The sequence below is a fragment of the Streptomyces boncukensis genome (genome assembly GCF_011045075.1).
In the GTDB taxonomy this organism is placed as follows: Bacteria; Actinomycetota; Actinomycetes; order Streptomycetales; family Streptomycetaceae; genus Streptomyces; species Streptomyces boncukensis.
This window is the reverse complement of sequence record NZ_JAAKZZ010000559.1, coordinates 1-4,431: the sequence shown is the minus strand read 5'-3', so window position 1 is coordinate 4,431 and position 4,431 is coordinate 1. Positions and strand designations below refer to the sequence as shown.

Annotated in this window: 3 protein-coding genes; 1 reads left to right on the top strand and 2 read right to left on the bottom strand. The window is 75.9% G+C overall.

All coding sequences use genetic code 11. The features are described 5' to 3' along the window. Nucleotides 1-12 precede the first annotated feature (12 nt). Nucleotides 13-498: a MarR family winged helix-turn-helix transcriptional regulator gene (locus tag G5C65_RS31955; protein ID WP_165302536.1), complete on the bottom strand. Its 486-nt coding sequence runs from the start codon at nucleotides 496-498 to the stop codon at nucleotides 13-15. 124 nt (nucleotides 499-622) lie between these two features. Between G5C65_RS31955 and G5C65_RS31950 the strand changes: the two genes are divergently transcribed. Continuing rightward, nucleotides 623-2,212 (top strand): FAD-dependent monooxygenase, encoded by a 1,590-nt coding sequence (locus G5C65_RS31950; protein WP_165302535.1) that lies wholly within the window; start codon nucleotides 623-625, stop codon nucleotides 2,210-2,212. Between the two features lie 146 nt (nucleotides 2,213-2,358). Here the strand turns inward: G5C65_RS31950 and G5C65_RS31945 are convergent. Continuing rightward, nucleotides 2,359-4,431, bottom strand: a 2,073-nt coding sequence (locus G5C65_RS31945; protein ID WP_241266212.1) for a HelD family protein, incomplete at its 5' end; no start/stop codon positions are given.

The window sequence follows — 4,431 nt, the reverse complement described above, 5'->3', positions numbered from 1 at the left end:
GGGTGCGTGTGCTCAGTCCGTGTCGTCCGTGTCGTCCGTGTCGTCCGCGGCTGCGGCGTTGGCGCGGAGCCGGGCGAGAGTGGCGTCGAAGCGGGCCAGCTCGTCCTCGGACAGGCCCTGGCGCAGCTGCCGGTCGAAGGCCGTGGCGGCCTTCCGCATCCGGTGGAAGGCCGCCGTGCCCTCCTCGGTCAGCTCCACGAGATGCACCCGCCGGTTCTCCGGGTCCCGGCGGCGTACCAGGAGGCCGTCGTCCTCCATCGCGTTGAGGTGGTGGGTGAGTGTCGCGCCCCGGATGCCCACGGCGGCGGCGAGTTCGCGCTGGTTGCGGGAGTGGCCGGAGACGAGCGAGAGCAGCACCAGCCAGACCGGCCGTGATCCGCCCGCGGCGGAGAGCGCCCCGTCGAAGGCCCGGCCGACGTCGCGTGCGGTGTGCCCCAGGGTGATGCCCAGGGGCTGCCCGGTCGACGGGGAGAGGGGCGGCGGATCGGGCTGCGGCATGCGCAGAGCGTAGCGCAGTCCTGACCGTCTAACCATTTGATGGCTAACCATTAGATGTCTATCGTTCTTGGTGTCCCCGTCCCGCTTCCGCTCGCGTCGAACCCACCGGACCGTGGAGGACCCCATGACAGCCACACCCTCCGTGCTCATCGTCGGCGGCGGCCTGAACGGGCTGGCCACCGCGCTGTTCCTGGCACACCGCGGCGTACCGTGCCTGGTGGCCGAGCGCCGCTCCGACACCTGTGTCCAGTACCGCTTCCGCGGCCTCTCGCCCCGCTCGATGGAGATCTTCCGGAGCGCGGGCATGGAGGACGCCATCCGCGCCCACCGCACCGGCGACCAGCGCTCCGGCGGACTCGCCCGGGTCCGCACCCTCGCCGACCCGGACGTGGCCTGGCAGCGCATCCCCTGGGCGGAGACCGGCGACATCAGCCCGGTCGAGGCCGAGACCTGCGACCAGGACGTGCTGGAGCCGCTGCTGCGCAAGCGCGCGGAGCTCCTCGGCGCCGACATCCGCTTCGGAACCGACGTCACCTCCGTGTCCCAGGACGCGCGGGGCGTCACCGCCCGGATCCGCGACACCCGCACCGGACGCGCGGAGACCGTCACCGCCGCCTACCTCGTCGCCGCCGACGGCGCGCACGGCACCACCCGCAGCGGGCTCGGCATCGGACGGCACGGCCCCGGCGTACTCCAGCACTGGATGAACGTCGTCTTCGACACCGACCTCAGCCCGCTCCTCCAGGGCCGCCGCTGCACCTCCGTCCACGTCACCGGCATCGGCGGCTCCCTCGTGCCGCGCGACGGCACCGGACGCTGGCTGCTGGCGCTGCCCTACGCGCCCCCGCGCGGCGAGCAGGACCGCGACCGGGACGAGCGGTTCACCCCGGAGCGGCTGCGCGCCCTGATCCGCGAGGCGGCCGGGGACCCGCACGCCAGAGCGGACATCGTCGACGCCCGGCCCTGGCAGGTCGCCGCGTACGTCGCCGACCGCTACCGCGCGGGGCGCGCCTTCCTCGTCGGCGACACCGCCCATGTCATGCCGCCCACCGGCGCTTTCGGCGGCAACACCGGCCTGCACGACGCGTACAACCTGGCCTGGAAGCTCGCCGCCGTGCTGGAGGGGAGCGCCGGCGAGGCGCTGCTGGACAGCTACGACACCGAGCGCCGTCCCGTGGCCGAGCGCACCCTGCGGCAGGCGCTGGCCCGCCTCGGCACCTGGTTCCCCGACCCCGAGGGCGCGCTGCCGCCCGCCGACCCCCTGGTGGACGACGAGGCCGTGATCTTCGGGTACCGCTACGAGGCCGGCGCCCTCGTGCCCGAGGGCGAGCCGGATCCGGAGGGCGCCGTGTTCGAGGACCCGCGCAGGCCCTCCGGACGGCCCGGCACCCGCGCCCCGCACGTCCCGCTCCACACCGCGGACGGCCCCCGGTCCACCCTCGACCTGCTCGGCCGCGGCTTCGTGCTGCTCACCGGGGACGGCCCGCGGTCCGCCGACTGGCACACCACCGGGCTGCCGACCGAGTGCCGCACCGCGGGCGGGGAGCGGTGGGAGTCCGCGTACGGCGTGGGCGCGGACGGCGCCGTGCTCGTGCGGCCCGACGGGCACATCGCCTGGCGCGCGCCCGGCATCCCCGCACAGGGCGCCACCGCGGCGCTGCGCCGCGCCCTGACCACCGTACTGAGCTGGACCTCGGCGCCGAGCGCGGTCTAGCGCCGTGGCCGGGGGATCGTGGTTGCCCTCCGCCCGGGGCTGCCGGGTCGGGGCTGCCCCGGCCCGTGCCCTGCGGACCGCGGCGCTGTCGTGGTTGCGCGCGCAGTTCCCCGCGCCCCTGACGGGGCACGTCCGTGCGCCTCGGCCTACGTCAGCGGGGCCGGCAGCGGGGCGGTGTGCACGACCGTCAGGCCCGAGACGGCGCGGGTCAGGGCGACGTACAGCCGGCGCAGCCCCGTCCGCTCGTCCGGTTCGGCCGTCACGATCGCCGCGGGCTCGTCCAGCACCACATGGTCGTACTCCAGGCCCTTCGCGAGCGTGGCCGGGACGAGGGTGAGCCGGGACTCGGGCGTGGTCTCCGCGCCCGGCGGCAGGAACGTCAGCCCGGCCCGCTCCAGCGCCGCCGCCAGCGCGGCGACCCGCGGCTCGGCCGCGATCAGGCCGATCGACCCCTCGCGCGTCAGCGCCTGACGGCAGGCGGCCACCACCCCGGCGTCCGCGTCCCCCGCTCCGTCGCCCGCCGCCCGGTGGACCGCGAAGTCGCCCGGCGACTCCCGCAGCGAGGTCGCCGGGCGCAGTGTCGGCGCGATCCTCGGCAGCAGCCGCGAGGCGTACGCGATCACGTCGCGCGGCACCCGGAACCCCTCCGTCAGCTCCTCGACCGCCGCTTCCGGCTTGCCCAGGTGCGCCAGCGCCTCCGCCCAGCTCTCCGTGGCCCACGGCGTGGTCCCCTGCGCCAGGTCGCCCAGCACCGTCGCCGAGCCGGTCGTACAGCGCCGCCCCACCGCGCGGTACTGCATCGGCGACAGGTCCTGCGCCTCGTCCAGCACCACATGGCCCAGCGACGGGGTGCGCTCCACCAGGTCGGCCGCCTCGTCCACCAGCACCGCGTCCGCCGCCGACCACTTCGCGGACCGCACCCCGCGCGCGGGCCGCTCCCACAGCAGCAGCCGCTGCTCCTCGGGCGTGAGGATCCCGTCCGCCTGCGCCGCCAGGAAGTCCGCGTCCGACAGCAGCCGCAGCACCAGCTTGGCCGGGTCGACGCGCGGCCACACGGACGCGACGACCTGCTTGACCGCCGCGTTCCGCGCGACGGCGTTCTGCACCCGGTCGTCGGGTGCCTCGCCCGCCGCCTCCATCCGCACCAGCACCGCGTGCGCGATCCGCTGCGGCAGGGCCCCGCGCGCCGCGTCGTACCGTATGCCGCGGGCGAGCAGCTCCCCGACGATCTCCTCGATCTCGTGGACGGGCACGCGCCAGCGCCGCGAGCCGCGCACCACCACGCAGCCCTCCGCGGGCGGCGTCACCCCGGACCACACCGCGCGCCGCAGCACCTCGGCCATCCGCGCGTCGCCCTTGAGCCGGGCGGCCTGCGGCGCGTCCGTCCCGCGCACGGTCACCCCGTCCCGCGCGACCAGGCCCTCCACCGTCGTCTGCCGCGCATCCAGCTCGCCCAGCGCGGGCAGCACCTGCTCGATATAGCCGAGGAACGAGTCGTTGGGGCCGACGACCAGGGTTCCGGTGCGGGTCAGCCGCTCGCGGTGGGCGTAGAGCAGATACGCGACGCGGTGCAGGCCGACCGCCGTCTTGCCGGTGCCGGGCGCCCCCTGCACACACAGCGAGTCCTCCAGCCCGGCGCGGACGATCGCGTCCTGCTCCGGCTGGATGGTGGCGACGATGTCCCGCATCGGGCCGACGCGCGGCCGTTCGATCTCGGTCTGCAGCAGGGCGCTGGCGCGCCGCTCCTCGCCGGGCTCGGACAGGTGCTCGTCCTCGTACGCGGTCAGCTCGCCGCCGGTGTAGCCGAAGCGGCGGCGCAGCGCGATATCCAGCGGGTCCTTCCGCGAGGCGCGGTAGAACGGCTGGGAGACCGGGGCCCGCCAGTCGACGACCATCGGGTCGCCGTCGGCGTCGTGGACGTGGCGGCGGCCGATGTAGAAGGAGTGGCCGCCGTCGCTGCCGGAGGCGTAGTCGAGGCGGCCGAAGAACAGCGGGGCGTGGGCGAGGTCCGCGAGCGAGGCGATCCGGGAGTCGAGGGTGGATGCCAGGATCTCGGCGTTGACCCAGTTCGTGGTCACGTCCCGGATGTCGAGGGACTCGGCGTCGGCGCGCATGGCGCGCAGCGCGGCGCGGGCCGCGGCGAGGTGGGCCTGCTCGCGGGCGAGCGGTCCCTCGTCCTCGGCCTGGGGGGCGCGGCCGGCCTCGGGGCCGGCGGGGGG

Coding starts and splice junctions, on each gene's coding strand:
- G5C65_RS31955 (WP_165302536.1), bottom strand. CDS start 498: ATGCCGCAGCCCGATCCGCCGCCCCTCTCCCCGTCGACCGGGCAGCCC.
- G5C65_RS31950 (WP_165302535.1), top strand. CDS start 623: ATGACAGCCACACCCTCCGTGCTCATCGTCGGCGGCGGCCTGAACGGG.